Genomic DNA, 22,854 nt, shown 5'->3' with positions numbered 1-22,854 from the left:
AATAAACTTATATTTAAGTAATAGCAGTTAATAAACTAGAGGCAACTATCAGTTTGAATTTAATTCACGTATTACTTCATAAAGCACAACTAAAAGTACTAAGATACTAATGATTAGCATTACTAAAGGTACTTTAAAATATAATTCCTGGTGGATAAATCCAACAGAGGTTGAAGCAATAAATCCAATTGTCATAGCGATAAATGTCGTTAAAGAAGATGCAGTTGGTTTATCATCTGAATTTTGAACAGCTAAAGCACCTGCGGTTGAAAAAATCATTGGCAGTCCAACAAACATAATAATTGATGGGATAAAAAATGCATAAGGGTCAGGTGTTTTAAATAAAGGAAATAGCATTAAGAAAAACGAGCTAATTAAAGCGATCACTGTACCTAAAAACATAATATAGGATGCTTTTAAGCGATGGTTTAATTTAGCAGTCAATAAGTTGCCAATAAAATAGCCAAACATAATGACTAAATAATCAATACCAAATGCAGTACTAGATAGTCCTATCTCATGGATACTTATAATAGAAGCCGTTGCTGCCATAATATAAATAATTGATACAGTTAATCCCCAAATTAGGCCATAACGATAAACATTGGATTTACCTAATTCGATACGGTAGCGATTTAGAATTTCTTTTAATGATGCTTTTGGTATGTGTCTTGGTTTTGTCTCAGGTAAAAAATACGTCAAGACTAAGACTAATAATGTATACAAAGTTAAGAATATAAAATTACTCTGCCAGTTAAAATAAGTCGTTAATTGACTACCGATAAAAATACCAATACCTGGCATAATAGCAAAAGAGCTTGTTGCATAAGCTGTTACTCTTCTTGCAGTTGTACTTTGATAGACATCACCAATCATTGTAAATGTTAATGTTAATCCTGCACCACAACCTAAAGCCATAATCAATCTGCCAATAATAACGGTTGTAAAATTATCAAAAATAGATGAAATAATACCACCTATTAATGCGATAATAAGGCCAATATAAAGTGAATTTTTTCTACCATAACGATTGGCTAATGCACCATAAGGGAGTTGGCTGATAGCATAACCTAAAACAAAGATAGTAATAACTAATTCGCTGTAACTTAGGCTGATATTGAAATGTTTAGCAATAGCAGGTAAAGCTGCAGAAGGTAAAACACTACCAACTGATGCAATTGAAATTAATAAAATTAAGGTTAATAGTGGTAGCTGGCTTGGGGTTGAAGATGGATTTTCTTGTTGTTTTTCTTTCATGACTGTATCACTTAATATTAAGGAAAAGATAGCATAAGACTGAAGCATAACATTAGCTAAATTAGATGTACAATCAGAATAACTGATAGCCTATATAAATTATTATTATTGCTTTTATTTTAATTGTTTATTTTAAAGTCCATAATATTAGAGATTTATTATAGGGGAGAACGGAATAATGTCACATGATGTTACTGATAATCAAGTTAGTAAGCTAAATAGAGAAAAAGACTTAGCGTATGCTATATATGAAATTAATAACATAGCTTATAAAATTCGCAAGCAAATGTCTCCTGGAAATAAAATACAATCAGAGCTTATTCATTCAATTCGTTCATTCCAAGCCTATGAGTTTGGTGATCTTTTGGAGAAAAAAATGCGTAATGATGAAATTCCAATTCATGGTACTAAATTAGCAGATATTAATTTATATAGTGCAGCAACAGCTTTTTTTAAAGGGGGCGGTAATTGTGATCACTTCAGTATCATTTCTGAATACTTTATCAGATCTTTACAAAATGAAATAGAAAAAAAGACCAATGTTCAAATCAGTGAAATTGAGCAAGCAATGGATAATAAAGCACCACATGCCTTTTGTACACTAAGATTAACAACAGTAAAGAAACCTATTACATCATGGATAATAGCAGTTGATCCATGGGCAAGTGATAAAAATATAGAAGGTTTAACACAACATGTGGGTAGATATTTTGATGATAAATATGCTTTTAAAGTATCTGAATATATAGAATTTAGTCAAAACTTTGAGGTTGATGATTGTAAGGATTTTAAAGAAGCTTCAGATAAACTTTTTAAAAGAAAATTACCGCATGATGCAAGTCTTTTATTTCTATCACATGATATTGATAAAGAGATTATTAAAAAAACAGTAGATACAACTAAACCAACAGATATATACCCGAAATTATATGAAACAAAATCTGCTTTTAATCCAAGTTAATTATTTTTAGCATTAAATGCTTTAATGATAGCTTGGGCATGTTGGTCTATATCACCATCATCAGAGCTTAAGGCATAACTTTGAACTTCATTGTAGAGATGATCTCTTTTGGTGCGAAAGTTATATAAAAAATCACTATATTGTTTGTTCGGCAATAAAGGTCGGTTATGAGCAATTCGATCAAGTTGAACAGATAAACTGACTTGAAGAAATACGCTAAATTCGGATTTTAAAATTGCGCGATTTTCAGCTAACTCAATAAGACTATCATCCGTTGTTACAACGATGTTATCTAATGTCGTTTGATATTTTAAAATATTGGATAAAGTTTGTTGAAATGCACTTTTTCCAGACTCTGATAAAGTATCAGTCATAGACTGGCCAATGGAGGGTTCTAATGAAAAATCTGCATCAATAAATTTCCAGTTTAATTTTTCAGCAACAGCTTGAGCAAGTACGCCTTTACCAGCGCCGGAATGCCCAATAATAAAAATACGATTTGGTTTATCACTCATAGTAAAGTCTCAATTTTCTAAATAAATAAAAAAACTAATTATACGATGATTATAGCTATATGTAACTAAGATAAAAAACCAATAATTTGTTCTCGATATTGGCTATAGGCTTTAATACCAACATCAATTAAATTTTTAATATTATCTTCTGTAATATTATCCATAGCAGGGTCTGCAGTTTCAATATCAGGGTTAATACGTAAGTGGTTATTACCTAATAATGTACGGCATTGATATTCACTAATCGTTGTATTACCACGCATCAAATCATCAATAATACCATGTTTAAGCCAACTTAACTTTCCCCAATGATCAGAGTCTTGAACATGTTTTTTCCGTATATTAGACTGTTTTTTTGAAAGACCTGTTCCCAGTGATAAAATTTTAATATTTTCAAGTGAATGGCCTAATTTTAAAGCATAGCTTAATGCACACATACATGGATCATTTGCTGCAATACCACCATCTACTAGCCAGTCATTACCAACTTTAACAGGAGGAAAGTAAGTTGGTGCTGCACTGGATGCATCAGCAACTTGGGCAATGGTTGCATTTCTTTCTGAGTCACTACCACCGGTACTTTTAAAAACGACAGATTGTTTATTGGTTAAATCATAAGCGGTAATTAATGTCGGTTTTTCAATACTAATAAACTTTCTATCAATACTTAAAATAGATTCAATCATTTTAGACTTTGAAGTACCATCATAAATGGGGCCATAAAATACTGAAAAAAATCTAAAAAGGCGTTTATGGAACATTTGCCCAATCATATTATGATCAGTAAAATTTGATAAAATGCTTGTTGCAGATAGTTTTAATCCATTTAATTGCAGCATAATTAATGCGCCTGCAGAACTACCAGCACCGATATCGTATTTTTCATAAATCGGTGTATTTATTTCATCTTCGATACATTTTAAAATAACCGCTGGAATAATACCGCGAATGCCACCACCATCAATCGATAAGATTTTACATGTAGTCAATGTTTCGTCCTTGAGTAATTAACTTATTGTTATTTTATAGTTTACGATAAGTTTACTCAAGCTGTTTATGTTGGTAATTAGGTAATTTTAATTTTGAGGTTGACGTTTATTTTTATATCATATAATACATGAAGCAAAGATTCATATATGCGGGGTTGTTTAATGAAAATAATTACAAATACAGATGATCAATGTAGAGGAGCACCAAATTGCCATAGGGTGGTATCTAATACTAAGTGTAATGGTAATTTTACTATTTTACATACAGATGGCATTAGTGATTGTTTAGGCATTGGAGTGTTAGTTTATAATGAAAGTAATAAATTGGATCAAATTTCGATATGTCACTCAATTAGTGAGCACTATTCATCTAATTTAGGTGAAATAGAAAAATTATTGCAAAATTATAAAAAAATTCAGTTTTGATCAAAGAGAGCAATTACTTGATCCTAAGATTAGTAGATCTCTAAAGTCATTTGATCAAAGTTATTTTGCTTGTGCATTTACTCAAATGCTTGATACTGCAAAAAATAATAGTCATGTGAAAATTTTATTGCATGTTGGTCCTATCGGGGGTTATTTTAGTCAAGGAAATATCAAGTATAACTCAGCTGAAAAAGATATTAAAAATTGGCTAGAACAATACAAAGAAACACATGCATTAATTTTTTATATGAGATCAATCAAGCTGATAATCAATCTAATAGCGTATTTTTTGCATTGGATAGTGAAGGCCAAACTTATGCAGATAGAGAAAGTTATAAAACTAAAATTAATCAAGTAAAGTCTAATAATTGCGATAATACCGTAAAGCAAAAAAGTTCAAAAAAGAGTCACTATTTATTTTCAAGATTCAGGCTTCAACAAGAAATTAGTTTTGGCGCTTCAGCTGGTCTTGAATCTCAACATAATTAATTTTTCCAGTACCTAATAGTGGTATATTATCTTGAATAATAATTTCTTTTGGAATACCTAATTCACTTAAGCCTATAGATTTAAAATGCTCTCTAATTTGATTACGTTCGGCATTAGGGTAATTTGTTACAAGCACTAAGCGTTCACCTTTTTTCTCATCCGGGAGATTGATAATCGCATGTAAATAATTAGGCCATAGATTCGTCAGTTCATTTTCAATTTGAGTTAATGAAATCATTTCACCGGCTATTTTAGCAAACCGTTTGGCTCGACCAAGTATAAAAACATAGCCTTGTTCATCGATAGTGACAATATCACCTGTATCATACCAGTGATCTTTTAGAGGTTGTAAAACACCGGGTTCATTAAAAAGCATATAGCCTGTCATAATATTTGGCCCTTTTACCCAAAGTCTACCACCTTGATCAATGCCCTCAATCGGTTTAAGTTTTGATTGAATTAAAGGCAATAATTTGCCAACAGAGCCTATTTTATTTTCCATTGGCGTGTTCATTGAAAGTGCAGGTGCTGTTTCTGTTGCACCATAGCCTTCAAAGATACGTAAGCCAAATTTTTCAATATAGAGTTTACGTGTATCATCTTTTAATTTTTCAGCGCCAGCAAAAATATAACGCACATTATAAAAATCATATGGGTGTGCATGTTGTGCATAACCATTTAAGAAAGTATCAGTGCCTAATAGAATGGTTGAATTGGTATCATAGACTAATTCAGGAACAATTTTAAAATGTAGTGGTGATGGGTAGAAAAAGACCGGAACTCCAGAGAAAATAGGTATAAGTGTACCAACAGTTAAGCCAAATGAGTGAAATAATGGTAATGCATTAAAGATACGATCACTTTTATTAAAATCTATTTTAGCTGTTAACTGATAACGATTAGCTTGTAGATTCTTGTGGCTTAAAACAACACCTTTTGGTGTGCCTTCTGAACCAGATGTGAAAAGTATAATAGCACTTGAATCTGGTTTAACACGACGTTTATAGAGTTTTAAAAAGATACTTGAAAAATAATAGCTTAATAAACCTTTTACTTTTTCCCAGTTAGTTAGTATTTCAGGTATATTTTCAAGATAATGAATCATTATGCCTGTTTTTTTGAGTGCTTCAACTATTTCAGTAAGCTCAGCTTGCTCAATAAATGCTTTTGATGTGATTAAATTTTTTGCTTTTGCAGTTTGACAAGCACTTAGTATATTTTTAACACCACTAGAAAAGTTCAGCATAATTGGCGTACATTGTGCAGCTTGCGTTGCAAAAAAGCTGACAATGGTTGCATTTATATTTGGTAGTAGTAGGGCAATATTTTTTTGCCTACTACTAAATGATTTAATATGCGCGCCAAGAATTAATGATTTTTTAAGTATTTGACGATAACTAATTGGGTGACGCTTAATATCTTCAGCTATTTTAGTACTAGCCCCATGTGTTTTCTTAGCGTCAAATAATGCTTGAATTAGTGGTTTATGACTTTGACTTGATTCAAACATCATATCTGTCATTAAGTCATATAACTCTTGACTAGCAATTTTACGTTTTTCTCGTAGGGATAATTGATCACTTAGTTTAAATTCTCTTGGTGGTAAAATATGTAAAGTAATCTTAGGGAAAAGGCGTATTTTTACTTTACCTTTTAGGCGTGTAAATGGTGTATACATTGCGCCATCAATTCGAATTGGCAAAATAGGTGCTTGCGCTTTGTCAGCTACAACACCAGGACCTTGATAAACTTTCATCAAAGCGCCCGTCATTGTTAAGCGACCTTCTGGAAATATAACACAATGCTTACCTTTTTTAATTTCATTAATTAAACCTTTAAGGTTCATTGGGTTTGTTGGGTCCATCGGGTAAGCGTCAACTAGGGGTAAGAAAATTTTCACCCACCAACGTTCAGCAATGAAAGTGTTAATAGCAAAAATAGGCTTTTGTGGTAAGAATACAGCCAGTAATAATGCATCTAAAAATGAAGTATGATTAGCAATAATTAATGCCCGATCATCTACTTCTTTATAATGATCAATACCTTTAACTTCAACACGATAGAAAAATTTTAATAATCGCTCTGCTAGGGATTTAAATAAATCTTCAGGTAGTAGTCGACAAATGTAGATACTGACAAAGAAATTTAGGATTGCGAGTATTAAAAAGATGCTTCCAATTGACATTTGAAATACTTGCATCCAGATTGCCACAAAAACAGACATAATCACCATAAAAAGTGCGTTTATAATATTGTTTGCAGCAATGGTACGTGAGCATTCTTTTTCATTACTTAAATGCTGAATCATTGCATATAAAGGTACGGTATAAATACCGCCAGTAATGGAAATGAAAAAGGTCATTAAAAATACAAACCATGCAGTACCTGATGATAAGAATTCACTTAAATTTAGATGATCTGTCGTTAAGTTTGGATGCGTTATGGTATAAATATGGCTAGCAAAATAGAGTAATAGCATAAATGAACTCATTAAGAGTGCAGCTAAAGGAACATAGCGCGCACTAATTTCTCCACGCTGAATTCGATTACTAATCAATGCACCAACTGCAATACCAATTGAAAATAATATAATGAAAAAGTTAAAAACAGTTGGCGTTCCACCTAAAATATCTTTAACAAATGCAGGAAATAATGTCATGTAACATGCTGCAACCAACCAAAACCAAGAAATACCTAAAATTGCCATAAATACACGGCGATTTGATTTAGTTCGTTTGATAATTTGATAAGTTGAAGCAAAAATATTTGGGTTTAATTGAATCTCTTTATCAGCTGGGAGGGCTGGTGGAATTTTAAAGGCAGTCATAAGGCCAATTACAGCTAATACAATTCCAAGTGTTGTAACAATTTCTGGGCCAAAATGAAGTGGAAATAACTGACTACCTAGCATAGTACCAGTTAAAATCGCAACAAAAGTACCCCCTTCAATTAATGCATTACCTGCAACTAATTCTTTATCTTTTAAATGTTGCGGTAAGATGGAGTACTTAATTGGTCCAAACAAAGTAGAGTGAGTACCTAATAAGAATAAGGTAAATAATAAAATAGGCGTACTTTGAAAGTAAAAACCAAACCCACCGATGCTCATAGCAGCAATTTCAAATACTTTGATCCACCGAATTAGTGTTGCTTTATTATATTTGTCAGCTAGCTGACCTGAAAAAGCAGAAAGAATAAAGTAAGGAAGTATGAAAATACCACCAGCAATTGCATTGATAGCATTAACAGTGGATGTTTCATAATTCAGTGTATAAGTAATTAGGATAATAAATGCATATTTTAGTAAATTATCATTAAGTGCTTCTAAAAATTGGACAATAAATAAAGGCAAAAATCGTTTTGTTCTAAAAAGATTCCACATGGAATTCTAATACCTCATTGATTATTTATAAGCTATTTATAATAAGCTAATTTAATGCTAAAGCAAAGCCTGTCTATGAATCACTTTATTTATCAAATGTTTATGTGTTTAATTATATCTGTTTTAGTATAAATTGAAATAGAAATTCAGTCTTGTGTGTTATTAATCAATTGATTACTATTAAAGAATAAGAGACTATTTTTTGTTTAAAATGAGATTGATTTTGGAGTAACAGTCATGTTGAAAGAGGAATATTTAAGGGCATTAGGACTTGACTGTTGGCATTTAAAAAAAGATGTAATGCTTTATTATGCACCTGATCAAACATTTGAAAATAAGTCGTTAATTGATATTTTATGTTTATGTCCAAAATCTTGGGAAAACAATAAAAAAATCAAACATTTAATGTTTTGGTTTTTAAATTCGATGTTCAACCAACGTAAATCAAAAATCATTTATTTAGCAAAAGATTTAGAAAACGTAGAAAAACAATTAAATTACGCAGGAAATTTAGTAATAAATTTCACACAAAGTACTTGCCAGGATACAGCTAGTGTGATTAAGATAAACAGCACAATGTTTGAATCAATGTTACAAAAGCCACAAATAAAAAAACAGGTGATGTTAGATGTCTTCAGAAACTCAGTTTCTATCACTCGGTCTTGATCAGTTGAGTACAATGATGGCGATCGAGCGCAAAACTTATAACCCACCTTGGTCGATGACGATGATGCGAGATAGTATTTTAGCAGCACATACACGAGCTTGGGGCATGTTTAAAGATGAAAAGCTAATTGGCTTTGGTATTTTATCAATTATTTTGGATGAAGCTGAATTATTAAGTATTTGTATAGAGCCTAAGTTACAAGGTTATGGTTATGGTCGTGAATTATTATCATTTTTAATTAAACAAGCAAAAAAAAATAAAGCAGAAAAACTTTTTTTAGAAGTACGCTTATCAAATAATCGAGCTATAGAGTTATATAAACTAAATGACTTTGAAATGTTGAATGTTAGAAATGGGTATTATCCTAGTGCTGATGGTAAATCAAGAGAAGATGCAGTTGTTTTTGCATTGAATTTATTGGTGGTATAATAGAAAGCTATCTTTAAAATTTTTTTAAAAAATAATTAATAAAGGAATATTAATTAATGGGAAAACGAAAAATTGCTACAGAGTCTTCAAATCCTCAAAAAAGAATAAAAACAGATAATGCAGCAAATTTATTTTGGGCAGTTGATGATGATGATATAGATAAAGTTTCACAAATATTAAAATCTGATCCAGAGTTAGTTAATATTCGTGATTTAGATCATAATACTTTACTACATAAAGCAGCAGAAAAAGGCAGCGTCAGAATGGTAGGAATCTTGTCATATTATGGGGCAGATATTGATGCTTTAGGTGATGGGGGACAAGGGCCTATTCATTTAGCTGCTATAAATGGGCATTTGCCGGTGGTGAAGGCGTTATATGAAAAGGATCATAATATTATTAACCAACCAAATGCTTTAAGTAACAATGCCCCATTACATATAGCCGCCTTAAAGCAAAATGTTAAAATGGTTGAATTTTTAATTGAGTGTGGAGCAGATATAGAAGCGATAAATATACATAGAGAAATACCAAGAGATTTGACAAGAAATACCAAGATACATCAAATAATTGATCAGGCGCCATCAAATGGATTGAATGTCAAGCCTGACAGTAATAATGAGCTAGTTCAACCACAATTAATTAATCTTGAGCAAAGTTTATATAATGAAGTTTCAATACGTAATTCATCTAATATATTGAATTCCTAATATTATTGTAGGTAAACTTTTTTACATTTATCTCTGGTAGTAACCTATATTATCTGATAGTCTGTATCAGCGTTGATAATCGGAGGAAATATCAATGCAATTAAACTCAAAAACACGTTTTATTTTCGTCACTGGTGGTGTTGTATCATCTCTAGGCAAAGGCATAACAGCTGCAGCATTAGCGACTTTATTAGAGTCTCGTGGCCTTAGTGTAACGATTATGAAATTAGACCCTTATATTAATGTAGATCCAGGTACTATGAGTCCATATCAGCATGGTGAAGTTTATGTAACAGAAGACGGTGCTGAAACTGATCTTGATCTTGGTCATTATGAGCGATTTGTCCGTGGTAAAATGACTAAGAAAAATAACTTTACAACTGGCCAAGTTTATCAAGAAGTTATACGAAAAGAGCGTAAAGGTGAGTACTTAGGTGGTACAGTACAAGTAATTCCTCATATTACAGATACGATAAAGCAAAAAATTATTGATGGTGCTGATCATGTTGATGTTGCCATTGTTGAAATTGGTGGAACAGTAGGTGATATTGAGTCACTACCATTTTTAGAAGCAATTCGACAATTAGGTGTAGAGCTTGGAAGGCAACGCGCATTATTTTTACATTTAACTTTATTACCTTATATTAAAGCAGCGGGTGAAATGAAAACAAAACCAACGCAGCATTCAGTTAAAGAATTACGCTCGATTGGTATACAACCAGATGTTTTAGTTTGTCGCTGTGAAGTGCCGTTTTCTGATTCAGAACGACAAAAACTTGCTTTATTTACTAATGTGCCGATGAGTAATGTCTTTGCTGCAATGGATGTTGAGAGTATTTATGAAATTCCACGTAACTTTCATGATCAAGGCTTAGATGTTTGTGTTGTTGGTCAATTAGAATTACCAGTTAAGTCAGCTGATTTAAGTGAATGGGATTGTGTTGTTGAAGCTGAAAAAAATCCTAAAGGTGAAGTTACCATTGGTATGGTAGGTAAGTATGTCGGATTATCTGATGCTTATAAATCAATTAATGAAGCGTTATTTCATGGTGGAATTCATAAAAAAACCAAAGTTAAAATAGACTTTATTGACAGTGAAGATATCGAGAAAAATGGTGTTGATTTATTAAATCATTTAGACGCAATTCTAGTCCCAGGTGGTTTTGGTAAGCGTGGTGTTGAAGGTATGGTTAAAGCTGCAAAGTATGCTAGAGAAAATAATATACCTTATTTAGGGATTTGTCTTGGTATGCAAGTTGCAGTAATTGAATATGCTCGTCATGTAGCACAACTAAATGATGCCAATAGTACTGAGTTTGATAAATCTGCTGAAAACCCTGTAATCGCTCTTGTAACAGAATGGGAATCAAAAGAAGGCCAAAAAGAGAAGCGATCTGAAGATTCTGACCTTGGTGGTACAATGCGTTTAGGTGGACAACTCTGTTATCTTGAGGAAGGTACTAACTCTCGAGATATTTATAATAATGAATTTATTACTGAACGCCATCGTCATCGTTATGAGGTCAATGATTGTTATGTTAAGCCATTAATTGAGGCGGGTTTAACCGTTAGTGGTCGTTCATCAGATAAAAGGCTAGTTGAAATGGTTGAAGTAAAAGATCACCCTTGGTTTGTTGCTTGTCAATTTCATCCAGAGTTTACTTCTAATCCAAGAGATGGTCATCCATTATTTATTAGTTTTGTTGAAGCAGCAGTTAAGCATAAAGAAAAAGCTTAATTTATTGTTTATTTATAGAAATGCGACCTTTATTAAAATTCTTTAAATATAATGCCCATTAGTTTTACTTGAGTTTGCTATTAACAAGTTGAATATAAATCTATTTTAATTATAATCATACTTAAAATAATCAAATTGTTTAAGCAAAAATGAAGCTTTATATTACAGCTAATAAACCAAAGTCAGTCACGCATGCAGTACTTATGAAAGTGTTATCATCCTATACAAACCAAATAGAGGAGTTTTATCCAGCCCCACAAGCCAAAAGTGATATGGATAAATATTTTGATCCTCAATTTGAGGATAGTTATAACTTACAGCCTGATCAATTATATATTGGTGATGGTAATTTAGATAATGGTGAGTATATTTCAGAAAACTTATTAGCTGCAATTAATCAAAATCCCCAAACAAACTTTATCTTGTATTCTGCAACAGAGACTAGATGTGATAATTTTAGAGAGCAAGTAGAAGGCTTAAGCAATGTTGTCATTGTAAATGTACCCATTAGAAGAACAAGCATAGAAGAAGCAATGAGCCAATTTAGCTATGAAAAATTACAACAAAATCAAGTGCATGTACCAAGACAAGTATTTAGTGAATTTAATGATGAAAAAGAGCCTAAAAATGGCTGTAAATGTATAGTTATGTAGGGTATATTTTAATCATTATATTGAAGATTTAACTGATAGAAATTTAATTAATCACCAATATGTTTGGTGATTAGATAAGTCACTAAAAAAATAATAAACGCGATTACAAATGCTGATATGCTAATAAATAATGCGATAGTTTGCGTTGAGTAATCAACGGTTAGAGAGGCTACATGGCCCCCTGCAATATTCCAAATTGCTAAAAATAAGAAAAAGATGCCTGTGCCAACACCAACTTTATCTTTTGGCATATAGTATGCAACAACACCAAGCCCAATTGCGCTGACTAATAGTTCACCAATTGCATTGATAATATAAGTAAGAATAAGGCCTTCATTGTTATTCCAGTTTGAAATGATTAGGCAAGAGAGGCCTATAAAAGCAGTACCTAGTGCCATTTTATAAAAATTGTGTATTTTAAATTGTTTATATACCCTTAGGAAAATACCTCCAAAAATAACAATTGTTAATGGGTTAAGTACAAGCATCAATTGACCCATTTCTACGCCAAGGTTTGATTTTGCTTCTGTTAAAAAGCTTGTATATAACTGTACATAGACAATATTAAATGGTGCGATTATAAACATTAAGGCAACGACTGCCCAAACACTTGGTGTTTTCAAAGCAAGCGCTATCAAATATAAGATTGCGATTACACCAACAATGAGTGTTAGACTAACAAGTAATAGTTTGTAAGTTAATATGATTGATACGAATAGACATAAAACTGGAATAGTAATACCAATATTAATCAAATATTTTTTATTTAATAGTCCACTACCACCTTTAGTTGATACATTACTTAACGTATGGCGCATTAAATAAAATGTGATAATAACTAAAAAGCTAGAAATTGTACTAACCCAAAATAAAGTAACATAGCCAATATATTTAAAGGCAATCAGCATTAGTACTAATTTGGCAATTAGTGAACCAAGATTAATAGACATATAAAGTGCTGTAAAATTTTTATCTTCATCACCTTTTTGTGTCACTTGAGCAAGTAATGCTGAAGGCGCGGCTTTAAATAGCCCAATGCCTACACATATAATTGATAAAGCAGCAGTTGCAATATGGATGTTGGTTGCTAATGCAAGTACTAAAAATCCAATGCTTTTGGTAAATAACCCTATATAAACGATACGTTTGGCGCCAAATATATCTGCTAAATAACCCCCTAAAACCATAATGGCGTAGGTCATGCCTGAAGTGCCTGAATATAAAAGATAACTGTATTTATAATCGACATTAAAAGTTGTCACTAAATAAGCAACCATGATGCCTGATAGTGCTGCCCATGAAAATCGCTCAATAATTTCAACTTGATATAAATTCCATCTTCCAAATTGGGATATGTTTTTATCTGTCATATTATGTATTTTAAGGTTTTGTTATATTTAATAATGGTAACTTTAAGCTTATGATAAGGTGTTAGGTTTGTCTATATAAAACCAAATTAGGATTACAGCTTTAGATATGATAAGAAATCTATAGATAATTTTCACTCTAAACGCTTTTAACCTTGTCTTAGATAATCAATCCGCGCTAAGATATCTACACATTGATAAAGATAAATTTATTTATAAGAAGATGAAGACAAGATTTGCACCGTCACCAACTGGATTAATTACAACAGGTAATGCTCGAACTGCACTTTTTAGTGCATTATTAGCAAAAAAAGATAATGATGTATTTTTATTGAGAATTGAAGATACGGATAAAGAGCGCTCAAAGCTTGAATTTAGTGATCAGTTACAAAATGATTTGAAATGGCTAAAATGCCAATGGCAAGAAGGGCCTAATAAAGATTTAGGTAATGGACCTTATTTTCAGTCACAAAGAAATCAAATTTATGAAGATTTCTACCAAAAACTAATGGATGAAGACTTAGCTTATCTATGCTTTTGTTCAGAAGGAAAACTGGAATTAACACGTAAAGTACAACGTGCATCAGGCCAGGCGCCTAGATACCCCGGTACATGTAGACATTTATCAAAAAATGAAGTTCAAGCAAAATTAGCTGAAGGCTTAAAACCAGCTTTAAGATTTAAAATACCCCAAGGGCAAGTAATAGAGTTTGAAGATGTCGTTAAAGGCAAGCAAAAATTTAATGCGGATGATCTTGGAGATTTTATTATTCGTAAAAATGATCAAAGTCCTTCATTTATGTTTTGTAATGCAATTGATGATGCCTTAATGGGTGTTACACATGTTTTAAGAGGTGAAGATCATTTAACTAATACACCGAGACAACTAATGATTTTAGATGTTTTAGGATTACAAAAACCGCATTATGCTCATATTTCGTTAATTATCGGTTCTGATGGCAAACCATTATCAAAAAGAAATGGTTCACGAAGTTTAGAGCAACTACAAGATTTAGGCTATTTACCTGAAGCCGTTATTAATTACTTAGCGCGCTTGGGTCATTATTATGAAGAAAATGATTTAATGACTTTTGAAGCGTTGGCAGAGAAGTTTTCTTTAGAACGTCTTGGCTCATCTGCTGCGCGTTATGATGAAAATCAGCTTAACTATTGGCAAAAAGAAGCCGTATTAAATGCGAATGATGCAGAACTTTGGAAGTGGTTAGGTGATGAAATTTCTCGACAAGTGCCTGAAGATAAAAAAGATGCATTTATACAGATTGTTCGTGATAATGTAACGTCTCCTAATGATGCATTAGCTTATTGTAATATATTATTTTCAGATGAATCTCTAGCTTACTCAGATGAAGCATTGACAATTTTATCTGAAGCAGGAAGCGGATTTTTTGATGCTGCACTAGAAGTATCACAAGCACAGTTTATATGGTCTGATGTTACATCACATATAAAAAGTACAAAAGGTGTTAAAGGTAAAAAGTTATTTCAGCCATTGCGTGTTGCAATCAGTGGTATGGAGCATGGACCACAAATGAGTGAGTTTTGTGCTTTAATGTCAGATCAGCTAATACGCTTGAGATTATTAGATGCTAAGTCTAAAGTGTCAAATTAGTTATTTAGAAATAACTGTGATAAATACCAAATATAATGGAAAAAATAGATGATACAGATATATGATTCATTAACTCAGCAAAAACTACCATTAAAAACAATTGAGCCTAACAAAGTAAAATTATATGTTTGTGGTAGTACTGTTTATGATGATTGTCATATTGGTCATGGCCGAACCTATACAGCATTTGATGTGGTGATTCGTTATCTTCGCTATAGAGGCTATGAAGTAACATATGTCAGAAATATTACAGATATTGATGATAAAATTATTAATCGTGCAAATGATCAGGACTGTTCCTGTGATAACTTAGTAGATCACTATATTAAACGAATGCATGAAGATTTTGATAGTTTAAATTTATTAAGACCTGACTTTGAACCTAGAGCAACTGAAACAGTTGAAGAAATTGTTCAAATGATTGCAGGTTTAGTAGACCAAGGTTTTGCATATAGCACTGATAAAGGTGATGTCTATTTTCGTGTTGGGCAATTTAAAGACTATGGAAAACTAAGTAAACAATCTATTGAACATTTACGTGAGGGTGTTCGCTTTGAAGTGGATGAACAAAAAGAAGATGCTTTAGATTTTGCACTATGGAAATCAGCAAAACCAAATGAACCAGCTTGGGAGTCACCATGGTCAATGGGGCGTCCTGGTTGGCATATAGAATGCTCAGCAATGACAAAAAAATGTTTAGGTGATACCTTTGATATTCATGCTGGTGGTAATGATCTGAAATTTCCTCACCATGAGAATGAAATTGCTCAATCAGAAGCACATAATGGTTGTACCTTTGCGCATTACTGGATGCATTCTGGCATGGTTAATATTAATGAAGAAAAAATGTCAAAGTCATTGAATAACTTTTTTACGATTCGTGAAGTATTGGCTGAATTTGATGCTGAAGTAGCACGTTATTTTTTGCTGTCAGGCCACTATCGTAGTGTGATTAATTATTCAAAAGAAAGTTTAGAAAATGCGCATGCTGCATTAACACGCCTTTATACTGCAATTCGTGGTTTATTAATTGATATTAATAAAGCTGAAAAAAATACAGTATTTGAAGAAGCATTTATTTCTGCAATGGATGATGACTTTAATACGCCTGAAGCTTTGTCTCAGCTATTTATCTTGGCTAAGGAAATTAATCGCCTAAAAGCAGATAAAGACTATGATAAAGCGCAAACTTTAGGTTCACTGTTGGTAAAATTAGGTAGTGTATTAGGCATTTTACAGAAAGACCCTGAAATCTTTTTTCACTTAGATCATGATTTAGCAAGTGAAATTGAAGCACTAATCGTTAAACGTAATACTGCAAGAGAAGAAAGAAATTGGACAGAAGCAGATAGAATACGAGATAAATTAACCAAGATGGATATTACTTTAGAAGATACAAGTGAAGGTACAATTTGGAGGAAAAAATAACCAATGTCTGAACACTTACATGAAAAAGAGCATTTAATTGATCAATTAATTACAGTTCGTGATTATTTGCGTTGGGCTACGAGTCGTTTTGAAGAGTCTGAACTTTATTATGGCCATGGTTGTGATAGTGTGTGGGATGAAGCAGTACATTTAGTTCTACAAGCTTTATATTTACCATTAGATATTGATCAAAGAATTTTAGATTCTCGTTTAACAACCATTGAGCGTGAACGTGTTATTGAGTGGATTTATCGACGGGTAATTGATCGTGTACCTTTGCCTTATATTACTAATAAAGCTTATTTTGCCAATAAGGAGTTTTACGTTGATCAGCGTGTTTTAATTCCTCGATCGCCAATAGGTGAATTAATTCGAAATGATTTTCAACCATGGCTTGATGCGAATAATGTTCATCGAGTTTTAGATCTATGTACTGGTAGTGGTTGTATTGGTATTGCTTCAGCTGATGTTTTCACTAATGCTGAAGTTGTGCTATCAGATATTTCAACAGATGCTTTAGAAGTGGCTAAAAGGAATATTAAGCTTCATCAACTTGATAATCAAGTTGATGTGGTCCAGTCAGACTTATTTGCAAACTTAGGGGGTGAGCGTTTTGATTTGATTGTCTCTAACCCACCATATGTTGATAGAAAAGATTTAAATGATATGCCACTAGAATATCATAAAGAGCCACAACTAGGACTAGAAGCAGGGCAAGATGGATTGGACATTGTTAAACGAATTCTACGTCAAGCAGTCCATCATTTAAATGAAAATGGTATACTGGTTGTTGAAGTAGGTAATTCACAATATGCTTTAGCTGAACAATTTCCATCAGTGCCATTTACTTGGATTACGTTTGAAGATGGTGGCGATGGTGTTTTTTTATTAACAGCAGATGAACTGGTAAAATATCATGAAACGTTTTTAAAAGGTTAACTAATCAATGGCTGGTAATACAATTGGTAAACTATTTACCGTAACAACATTTGGTGAAAGTCATGGAAAAGCTTTAGGTGCAATTATTGATGGCATGCCACCAGGCTTAGTGATATCCGAAGAAGATATTCAACTTGAACTTGATCGTAGAAAGCCAGGTACTAACCGTTATACGACACAAAGACGAGAGCCTGATGAAGTCAAAATACTATCTGGTGTTTTTGAAGGTAAAACCACAGGAGCGCCGATTGGTTTATTAATAGAAAATACAGATCAAAAATCTAAAGACTATAGTGATATTAAAGATAAGTTTCGTCCGGGACATGCAGATTTTACCTATTGGCATAAATATGGTATTCGTGATCACCGTGGTGGGGGACGTTCATCTGCTCGAGAGACTGCATTAAGAGTTGCAGCAGGTGCGATTGCTAAAAAATATTTAAAAGAAGCTTATAAGATTGAAATTCGTGCATGCATTTCAAAAATTGGTCATATTAAAACTGATTTTAATGCATGGGCGGATACAGCAGAAAATGTATTTTTCTGCCCCAATCAACATCAAATTTCACAACTAGAAGATTTTATTAATCAAATCAGAAAAGAAGGTGATTCTGTTGGTGCTCAAGTGATGGTTGAAGCATCTAATGTCCCAGTGGGATTAGGTGAACCTGTATTTGATCGAATGGATGCTGAAATTGCTTATGCATTGATGAATATTAATGCTGCAAAAGCGGTTAGTATTGGTGATGGTTTTGATTCAGTTGAACAAAGAGGCAGCCAACATCGAGATGAAATGAATGCACAAGGCTTTTTATCTAATCATGCAGGTGGCATCTTAGGCGGAATTACTACAGGCCAACCAATTATTGCGCATGTGGCTTTTAAGCCAACATCAAGCATTTTAAAATCTGGAAAAACAGTTAATATTAATAATGAAGAAGTTGAAATTCAAGTTAAAGGGCGTCATGATCCTTGTGTTGGAATTCGTGCAGTTCCAATTGTAGAAGCTCAAGTTGCTATTGTGTTAATGGATCATTTACTTAGGCATAGAGCTCAAAACTTTGATCGAGAGGTAAACAAATGACACCAGATGTGGTAGTACAAGCGGCGCCAATGTCTGCTGAGTGGGAAGCATTAATCCAAACTTGGGGTTATTGGTTAATGGCTTTTGGTGCAATCATAGAAGGTGAAACATTTTTAATTATTGGTGGAATTGCAGCAGCTCATGATATGCTGCACCTGCCTGGCTTGATTCTTTTAGCAATTGTAGGCTGTGTGATCCATGATGCATTTTTCTTTTATTCAGGGCGCTTTTTTGGCCGTCAAATTGTTGAGCGATTCCCAAAAACACAAAGTAAAATTGAAAAAGTAACACGCTTATTAGAAAAATATGATGCTGGGTTAATTATTGCTTTTCGTTTTATGTATGGTGTTAGAACCATTATTCCATTTGCTTTAGGTATTAGTAAAATATCCAATTTAAAATTTATGTTCTTTGATACCATTGGCGCAATACTTTGGTCATGTTTTTTTATTATTGGCGGCTACTATTTTGGACAAGGATTAATTATTCTTATACAAAAGTTAAATTTAGGACCTTTAATTAGAGAACATTGGTTATTATCTGCCATTATTTTGATTTTATTTATTTTTTTGGTTTACTTTCTTATTATGTGGTATAGAAAACATCGTAAACGTAAAAAACAATTACAAATAGAGTTAGATAAAGCAAATGCACAAGCGCAAAAAATAATGCAAGCAGAGCTTGAAAAAAAGCAAAATGAAACAGATCAATTATCACAAAAAAATGTTCAATTAGCTGATGAATTGATTAAGCATCCAGTTGATCATGATAGTGAGGCAAAAAGGAGCTGATTATGACGCTTAATACGATAAATTTTCATGATAAAATATCAGCTTATAAAGCATTGATGCCTTTTATAAAAGAAAGTGGGATTTTTGTTGCTACTGATGCTTCAAATTATCAGTTAGGTGATCAGGTTCAAGTGACGTTAAATATAGCTGAATTAGGTAAATCATTTAGCTTTCGTGGTTCGATTATTTGGCTTTCTTTCGAAGCATCGGCCACTGAAGAAGGGGTTGGTGTTAAATTTGAAGGCATACAAGGTATGAAAGTAAAAAAAGTACTTGAAACCTATACAAGCGATGTATCTGATAGTCAGTCAACAAGTACACTATAAAAATAATATCATTAAATTATATAATTGTTAGGAGAATACTTAGTATGAGTCAGGCAGATATTGCAGTTGTTGGATTAGCTGTTATGGGACAGAATCTTATTTTGAATATGAATGATCATGGATTTAAAGTAGCTGCATATAATCGTACAACATCAAAAGTTGATGATTTTTTAAATGGAGCTGCTAAAGATACTAATATTGTCGGTGCTTATTCTATTGAAGATATGATCTCTAAATTACAGTCACCACGCATTGTTATGTTAATGGTAAAAGCAGGTGATGTAGTTGATCATTTTATTGAACAGATTGTACCATTTTTAGATAGTGGCGATGTCATTATTGATGGCGGGAATTCAAACTTTCCAGATACTGAACGACGCTGCAAATCATTAGCTGAGAAAGATATTTATTTTGTTGGTTCAGGTGTTTCAGGAGGTGAAGAAGGTGCGCGTTTTGGTCCTTCATTAATGCCAGGTGGTAATGAGAAAGCATGGCCAATTATAAAACCAATTTTTCAGGCTATTGCAGCAAAAACTAAAGATGGTGAACCTTGTTGTCAATGGGTTGGTGATGGTGGTTCAGGTCACTTTGTTAAAATGGTGCATAATGGTATTGAGTATGGTGATATGCAGCTTATTTGTGAAACTTATCACTTGATGAAAAATTTAAATCAAATCGATAATCAAGCATTAAGTGATACGTTTAATTCTTGGAATCAAACTGAGTTAGATAGTTACTTAATAGAAATTACAGCCAATATATTTTCATTTAAAGATGAAAATGGTCACTATGTAGTTGATCAGGTTTTAGATACAGCAGGCCAGAAAGGTACTGGGAAATGGACAGGTATAAATGCACTGGATTTAGGTGTGCCTTTAACTTTAATTGGTGAGAGTGTTTTTGCTCGTTGCCTATCAGCTTTAAAAGAAACAAGAGTTAAAGCTGAAAAGCTTTATACTGATAAACAAGCAATTAGTCAAAGTAGCATAGAACTTGATGCGATTCGTGGTGCATTATTATTTGCTAAAGTGATATCCTATGCACAAGGTTATATGCTAATGACAGAGGCTGCAGCACATTATAATTGGAAACTTAATTATGGTGGTATTGCTTTAATGTGGCGTGAGGGTTGTATTATTAGAAGTGTCTTTTTAGAGCATATTAAAAAAGCATATGATAAGGACCCGCAGCTTGAAAATTTATTATTTGATGATTACTTTAAAGTAATTTTAACAAAAGAATTAAAGCATATTCGTCAAGTTGCAGCAGCAGCAATTCAGTCAGGTATTGCAACACCTGCAATGACTTCAGCAATTAGCTTTTTTGATGGCTTTACTACAGGGCGTTTGCCAGCAAATTTACTACAAGCACAACGTGATTATTTTGGCGCGCATACTTATGAGCGTACAGATAAACAAAGAGGTGAGTTTTTCCATACTGATTGGATTGGTAGCCACTTAAATATTAGTTCAAGTTCTTATAGTGTATAGGATTGATCTTAAGGCTTAATCACAGGCGCTGCTACATGCCCGCCATCAACGGGTAGAATGGCACCAGTAATATAATTTGACATATTATTATCGGCTAAGAATAAAACAGCTTCTGCAATATCTTCTGGTTCAGCAATGCGTTGCATAGGTACACCTGCTTTAGCTGTGTCAAAGCTTTTGCCTGGAAATGCTGCACGTTCAAGTGGTGTATCAACAGGTCCTGGTGCAACAGCATTAACTCGAACCATTGCTCTATCATCTGCATTAGCACGTTGCGCTGCTTGGTTTGAAAGCGAGCGAGTTAATGAATTAATAAATGCTTTAGAGGCGCTATATAAAGGTCTACTTGGAGTTGGTAGTGTGCCAACTCGGCTAGAAGTATTAATAATTGATACTGGTAGATCTTTAGGTTGTCTTGAGAAGGTATAAGCTATTTCCCATTTCATACAATAAAAAGTGCCTAACACATTGGTTGCAATTGGGCTTTCACGGTAATGAGAAGCTGCAGTTGACTGTGTAGGAATTTCTTCTCGCCAGTTAGTATCGTGATGATTATTTTTAGAGTCAGGTTGCGGTGTAGGTAAAACATAAGCAATTGAACCATCTGACTGAACTTCTGACTTAAAGTCAAAGTCTTCAATATTTCCTTTAGCTGTAACATCGCCAGGTTGTACACCTGCATTATTAAATGCAATATCTAAGCGTCCATATTGATCATAAATTTTCTTTAACGTTTCTTGTACCTGTGATTCAACTCTGATATCACAGCTCATATACTCGATGTGTTTAGCTTGTTCTTTAGATAAATGTTCTTTGATATAAGCCTGTGCATGCTGCCATTTTTCTTCGCTTCTACCACTGACAATAACATGAGCTGCACCTTGCTTTGCAAACTCAACTGCAGTGGCAAGTCCAATGCCAGAAGTACCACCAGTGATAAAAACAACTTTATTATTAAATCGATCAGACATCATATTTTCTCCATATACAAAAGAGCAGCTTATTATAAAAATGATGATAGTATAGATTAGTTTATTTGGCGACATACTAAGTGATTCCTTGTTATTTTGACGTCATTTTAGATAATAACCTATAAAAAATTATGAAAACAGTAGAAAGCACTAATGAATAGATTAATTCAACTAATTGGCTTGCTTGATATTGTGTTGTTTGTTGAATAATTTGTATGACTTGAGCAATCGAAAAAAATAATAAATAGATGCTATAAAATCCTATAATTGCAGCTTTAAAAAGATTTCCTTTCCATAATGCAACTAAAGAGATAATAAAGATAGCAGCGTGTAAGATACCATATTCAATGAACATTGGTGAATAAGGCCAATTTTGAAGTTTTGCCATAGAGTGTGCATTAAAAATATACCCACAGGCAATAAAAAGTGAGCTTAAAGTCATATTAAAGCTAATGAAGTAGTTTGTATAAATTAGTAAATTATTTTTTGGCTTTAGGATGAGTTGATGGAATAACCCAATAATTAAGGGCACAATTAAAAGCAATAAATATAGTGTTGCTGTACTTAATGCATAAGAGATATGAGGGTAGTTGATCATTGTATGATTAATCT

At 32.8% G+C, this 22,854-nt stretch carries 22 protein-coding genes; 15 read left to right on the top strand and 7 right to left on the bottom strand.

Annotation, left to right across the window (positions count from 1 at the left end):
- Positions 1-48: 48 nt before the first annotated feature.
- Entirely contained in the window at positions 49-1,257 is a 1,209-nt protein-coding gene (locus KFE69_08500; GenBank protein ID UTW41548.1) for an MFS transporter, read from the bottom strand.
- Positions 1,258-1,435: 178 nt separating this feature from the next.
- Here KFE69_08500 and KFE69_08495 point away from each other — a divergent pair, with 178 nt between their 5' ends.
- A complete protein-coding gene (locus KFE69_08495; GenBank protein UTW41547.1) occupies positions 1,436-2,218 on the top strand; it encodes a hypothetical protein in 783 nt (260 codons plus the stop codon).
- Here KFE69_08495 and KFE69_08490 read toward each other — a convergent pair.
- The gene (locus tag KFE69_08490) at positions 2,215-2,733 is read right to left on the bottom strand and encodes a hypothetical protein (protein UTW41546.1); all 519 of its coding nucleotides are present in this window, start codon (positions 2,731-2,733) and stop codon (positions 2,215-2,217) included. The genes KFE69_08495 and KFE69_08490 overlap by 4 nt on opposite strands.
- A gap of 65 nt (positions 2,734-2,798) precedes the next feature.
- Positions 2,799-3,722, bottom strand: a complete 924-nt coding sequence (locus tag KFE69_08485; GenBank protein ID UTW41545.1) for a patatin-like phospholipase family protein — start codon at positions 3,720-3,722, stop codon at positions 2,799-2,801.
- A gap of 162 nt (positions 3,723-3,884) precedes the next feature.
- On the opposite strand from KFE69_08485, the gene KFE69_08480 reads away from it, so the two are divergent.
- Both KFE69_08480 and KFE69_08475 read left to right on the top strand, forming a co-directional pair.
- Positions 3,885-4,148, top strand: coding sequence for a hypothetical protein (locus tag KFE69_08480; GenBank protein ID UTW41544.1), 264 nt, complete (start codon positions 3,885-3,887; stop codon positions 4,146-4,148).
- Between the two features lie 204 nt (positions 4,149-4,352).
- Positions 4,353-4,637 (top strand): hypothetical protein, encoded by a 285-nt coding sequence (locus KFE69_08475; protein UTW41543.1) that lies wholly within the window; start codon positions 4,353-4,355, stop codon positions 4,635-4,637.
- Here the strand turns inward: KFE69_08475 and KFE69_08470 are convergent.
- Positions 4,594-8,019, bottom strand: a complete 3,426-nt coding sequence (locus KFE69_08470; GenBank protein ID UTW41542.1) for an acyl-[ACP]--phospholipid O-acyltransferase — start codon at positions 8,017-8,019, stop codon at positions 4,594-4,596. The genes KFE69_08475 and KFE69_08470 overlap by 44 nt on opposite strands.
- A gap of 237 nt (positions 8,020-8,256) precedes the next feature.
- Between KFE69_08470 and KFE69_08465 the strand changes: the two genes are divergently transcribed.
- From KFE69_08465 to KFE69_08445, 5 genes are all read left to right on the top strand, one after another.
- The gene (locus tag KFE69_08465; protein ID UTW41541.1) at positions 8,257-8,685 is read left to right on the top strand and encodes a hypothetical protein; all 429 of its coding nucleotides are present in this window, start codon (positions 8,257-8,259) and stop codon (positions 8,683-8,685) included.
- The gene (rimI, locus tag KFE69_08460; protein UTW41540.1) at positions 8,648-9,115 is read left to right on the top strand and encodes a ribosomal protein S18-alanine N-acetyltransferase; all 468 of its coding nucleotides are present in this window, start codon (positions 8,648-8,650) and stop codon (positions 9,113-9,115) included. Before KFE69_08465 ends, rimI begins: the two co-directional genes overlap by 38 nt.
- A gap of 56 nt (positions 9,116-9,171) precedes the next feature.
- Entirely contained in the window at positions 9,172-9,825 is a 654-nt protein-coding gene (locus KFE69_08455; GenBank protein UTW41539.1) for an ankyrin repeat domain-containing protein, read from the top strand.
- Positions 9,826-9,919: 94 nt separating this feature from the next.
- Positions 9,920-11,563, top strand: a complete 1,644-nt coding sequence (locus tag KFE69_08450) for a CTP synthase (protein UTW41538.1) — start codon at positions 9,920-9,922, stop codon at positions 11,561-11,563.
- A gap of 149 nt (positions 11,564-11,712) precedes the next feature.
- The gene (locus KFE69_08445) at positions 11,713-12,216 is read left to right on the top strand and encodes a hypothetical protein (GenBank protein UTW41537.1); all 504 of its coding nucleotides are present in this window, start codon (positions 11,713-11,715) and stop codon (positions 12,214-12,216) included.
- Positions 12,217-12,263: 47 nt separating this feature from the next.
- Here KFE69_08445 and KFE69_08440 read toward each other — a convergent pair whose 3' ends face one another.
- Entirely contained in the window at positions 12,264-13,586 is a 1,323-nt protein-coding gene (locus KFE69_08440; GenBank protein UTW41536.1) for an MFS transporter, read from the bottom strand.
- 220 nt (positions 13,587-13,806) lie between these two features.
- On the opposite strand from KFE69_08440, the gene gltX reads away from it, so the two are divergent.
- Genes gltX through gnd form a run of 7 tightly spaced genes read left to right on the top strand, consistent with a single transcriptional unit; the run spans position 13,807 to position 21,271 of the window.
- A complete protein-coding gene (gltX, locus tag KFE69_08435; protein UTW41535.1) occupies positions 13,807-15,213 on the top strand; it encodes a glutamate--tRNA ligase in 1,407 nt (468 codons plus the stop codon).
- A gap of 48 nt (positions 15,214-15,261) precedes the next feature.
- Positions 15,262-16,641, top strand: coding sequence for a cysteine--tRNA ligase (gene cysS / locus KFE69_08430; protein ID UTW41534.1), 1,380 nt, complete (start codon positions 15,262-15,264; stop codon positions 16,639-16,641).
- A 3-nt stretch (positions 16,642-16,644) separates the two neighbouring features.
- Positions 16,645-17,580: a 50S ribosomal protein L3 N(5)-glutamine methyltransferase gene (gene prmB, locus KFE69_08425; GenBank protein ID UTW41533.1), complete on the top strand. Its 936-nt coding sequence runs from the start codon at positions 16,645-16,647 to the stop codon at positions 17,578-17,580.
- Positions 17,581-17,587: 7 nt separating this feature from the next.
- Positions 17,588-18,664 carry a chorismate synthase gene (gene aroC / locus KFE69_08420; protein ID UTW41532.1) on the top strand — a complete coding sequence of 359 codons (1,077 nt, stop codon included), beginning with the start codon at positions 17,588-17,590 and terminating at the stop codon, positions 18,662-18,664.
- On the top strand, positions 18,661-19,455 hold the full coding sequence (locus KFE69_08415; protein UTW41531.1) for a VTT domain-containing protein: 795 nt from the start codon (positions 18,661-18,663) through the stop codon (positions 19,453-19,455). The genes aroC and KFE69_08415 overlap by 4 nt, the downstream gene beginning before the upstream one ends.
- A 2-nt stretch (positions 19,456-19,457) precedes the next feature.
- Positions 19,458-19,781, top strand: coding sequence for a PilZ domain-containing protein (locus KFE69_08410; protein ID UTW41530.1), 324 nt, complete (start codon positions 19,458-19,460; stop codon positions 19,779-19,781).
- 44 nt (positions 19,782-19,825) lie between these two features.
- Positions 19,826-21,271 (top strand): decarboxylating NADP(+)-dependent phosphogluconate dehydrogenase, encoded by a 1,446-nt coding sequence (gnd, locus tag KFE69_08405; protein ID UTW41529.1) that lies wholly within the window; start codon positions 19,826-19,828, stop codon positions 21,269-21,271.
- 8 nt (positions 21,272-21,279) lie between these two features.
- Here the strand turns inward: gnd and KFE69_08400 are convergent, their stop codons facing one another.
- Positions 21,280-22,242 carry an SDR family oxidoreductase gene (locus KFE69_08400; GenBank protein ID UTW41528.1) on the bottom strand — a complete coding sequence of 321 codons (963 nt, stop codon included), beginning with the start codon at positions 22,240-22,242 and terminating at the stop codon, positions 21,280-21,282.
- A gap of 91 nt (positions 22,243-22,333) precedes the next feature.
- On the bottom strand, positions 22,334-22,840 hold the full coding sequence (locus tag KFE69_08395; GenBank protein ID UTW41527.1) for a hypothetical protein: 507 nt from the start codon (positions 22,838-22,840) through the stop codon (positions 22,334-22,336).
- Positions 22,841-22,854: the final 14 nt, after the last annotated feature.

The sequence above is a fragment of the bacterium SCSIO 12844 genome (assembly GCA_024397935.1).
In the GTDB taxonomy this organism is placed as follows: domain Bacteria; phylum Pseudomonadota; class Gammaproteobacteria; order Francisellales; family Francisellaceae; genus M0027.
This window is presented reverse-complemented; position numbering and strand designations above follow the sequence as displayed.

What these genes read in the sequence shown, in the direction of transcription:
- cysS (UTW41534.1), top strand. Translation starts at nt 15,262, where the DNA reads ATGATACAGATATATGATTCATTAACTCAGCAAAAACTACCATTAAAA.
- KFE69_08440 (UTW41536.1), bottom strand. Translation starts at nt 13,586, where the DNA reads ATGACAGATAAAAACATATCCCAATTTGGAAGATGGAATTTATATCAA.
- rimI (UTW41540.1), top strand. Translation starts at nt 8,648, where the DNA reads ATGTCTTCAGAAACTCAGTTTCTATCACTCGGTCTTGATCAGTTGAGT.
- KFE69_08480 (UTW41544.1), top strand. Translation starts at nt 3,885, where the DNA reads ATGAAAATAATTACAAATACAGATGATCAATGTAGAGGAGCACCAAAT.
- gltX (UTW41535.1), top strand. Translation starts at nt 13,807, where the DNA reads ATGAAGACAAGATTTGCACCGTCACCAACTGGATTAATTACAACAGGT.
- gnd (UTW41529.1), top strand. Translation starts at nt 19,826, where the DNA reads ATGAGTCAGGCAGATATTGCAGTTGTTGGATTAGCTGTTATGGGACAG.
- KFE69_08450 (UTW41538.1), top strand. Translation starts at nt 9,920, where the DNA reads ATGCAATTAAACTCAAAAACACGTTTTATTTTCGTCACTGGTGGTGTT.
- KFE69_08410 (UTW41530.1), top strand. Translation starts at nt 19,458, where the DNA reads ATGACGCTTAATACGATAAATTTTCATGATAAAATATCAGCTTATAAA.
- KFE69_08445 (UTW41537.1), top strand. Translation starts at nt 11,713, where the DNA reads ATGAAGCTTTATATTACAGCTAATAAACCAAAGTCAGTCACGCATGCA.
- KFE69_08490 (UTW41546.1), bottom strand. Translation starts at nt 2,733, where the DNA reads ATGAGTGATAAACCAAATCGTATTTTTATTATTGGGCATTCCGGCGCT.
- KFE69_08500 (UTW41548.1), bottom strand. Translation starts at nt 1,257, where the DNA reads ATGAAAGAAAAACAACAAGAAAATCCATCTTCAACCCCAAGCCAGCTA.
- KFE69_08470 (UTW41542.1), bottom strand. Translation starts at nt 8,019, where the DNA reads ATGTGGAATCTTTTTAGAACAAAACGATTTTTGCCTTTATTTATTGTC.
- KFE69_08465 (UTW41541.1), top strand. Translation starts at nt 8,257, where the DNA reads ATGTTGAAAGAGGAATATTTAAGGGCATTAGGACTTGACTGTTGGCAT.
- KFE69_08455 (UTW41539.1), top strand. Translation starts at nt 9,172, where the DNA reads ATGGGAAAACGAAAAATTGCTACAGAGTCTTCAAATCCTCAAAAAAGA.
- KFE69_08495 (UTW41547.1), top strand. Translation starts at nt 1,436, where the DNA reads ATGTCACATGATGTTACTGATAATCAAGTTAGTAAGCTAAATAGAGAA.
- KFE69_08415 (UTW41531.1), top strand. Translation starts at nt 18,661, where the DNA reads ATGACACCAGATGTGGTAGTACAAGCGGCGCCAATGTCTGCTGAGTGG.
- aroC (UTW41532.1), top strand. Translation starts at nt 17,588, where the DNA reads ATGGCTGGTAATACAATTGGTAAACTATTTACCGTAACAACATTTGGT.
- KFE69_08400 (UTW41528.1), bottom strand. Translation starts at nt 22,242, where the DNA reads ATGTCTGATCGATTTAATAATAAAGTTGTTTTTATCACTGGTGGTACT.
- KFE69_08395 (UTW41527.1), bottom strand. Translation starts at nt 22,840, where the DNA reads ATGATCAACTACCCTCATATCTCTTATGCATTAAGTACAGCAACACTA.
- prmB (UTW41533.1), top strand. Translation starts at nt 16,645, where the DNA reads ATGTCTGAACACTTACATGAAAAAGAGCATTTAATTGATCAATTAATT.